The sequence below is a fragment of the Geminisphaera colitermitum TAV2 genome (assembly GCF_000171235.2).
Classification (GTDB): Bacteria; Verrucomicrobiota; Verrucomicrobiia; order Opitutales; family Opitutaceae; genus Geminisphaera; species Geminisphaera colitermitum.
Genome location: NZ_ABEA03000043.1, coordinates 1 through 900 on the forward strand (window position 1 = coordinate 1; position 900 = coordinate 900).

Annotated in this window: 1 pseudogene; it reads right to left on the reverse strand. The window is 58.2% G+C overall.

The features are described 5' to 3' along the window. Positions 1–198: 198 nt before the first annotated feature. Positions 199–900: pseudogene (locus tag OBACDRAFT_RS05730) on the reverse strand (DNA polymerase III subunit alpha); the annotation flags it as partial.

Genomic DNA, 900 nt, shown 5'->3' on the forward strand with positions numbered 1-900 from the left:
TAAAACGACCCGTCGAAAGCGGCGATGAATCGCCGCACTCCATGTCGAGCCATTGAAAATGTCGAAGAACCTCTCTGCGTCTCTGTGTCTCTGCGTGATCTCTTAAATCTTGCGACAAATTGAACCGACAATGCTCTAAACGGATATGATGGGCGGCGCTTCGCGCCGTCGGCGGGTCGGGAGACCCGCCCTCCAAATTTAGCGCCGCTTCCAGGCGGGCTGCGGCAACTCCATGGGCTTGGTCTCGATTTGCACGCCGGCGACCGCAGGGTGGTTGTGCAGTTGGTGGAATTTCGCCACGTTGAGCCGCCAGCCCAACGCACTACTGGTCTCGGTCACGGCCACCACGCGATCATCAAAAAGAAAACCGAACGCCAGACGCAGGCTGCCGGGCGTGGACTCCATCTCGGCACGCGCCAGACGCAAAAAATCAGGCGCATCAGGATGATTTGGATACAAGATCCAGAGGATGTTTTTGACGTTGGTCGCAACGTAGGACTCCAACGGATGGCAGGACTTGACGTTCAGGCGGGGGCCTTCCTCGTTCACCATCACGCTGCCGCAAATCATGAGTTGCGCGTTGTCCGTGATGTAGTGCCCCGTCTCGGCAAAGGCGCCGGCAAACATGTTGAGTTGCAAGGTGGCCTCCTTGGTGGCGAGCGAGAAGGCGGCCCAGGGGCGGTTGTCTTTTTTGGAGAGTTTTTTGGCAATCGTGCCGGCGATGCCGCCGATGCGGAAGGGCGTGCGGTCGGGCTGTTCGAGGAGTTCGTGGATGAAGTGCGAATCGATGGCTTCGAGCAGGCCGTCGTAGTCGTTGAGCGGATGCCCGGAGACGTAGAAGCCGAGGAGTTCTTTTTCGAACTGGAGTTTTTCGTTCTGGGTAAAATCCGCAGCGGTCGC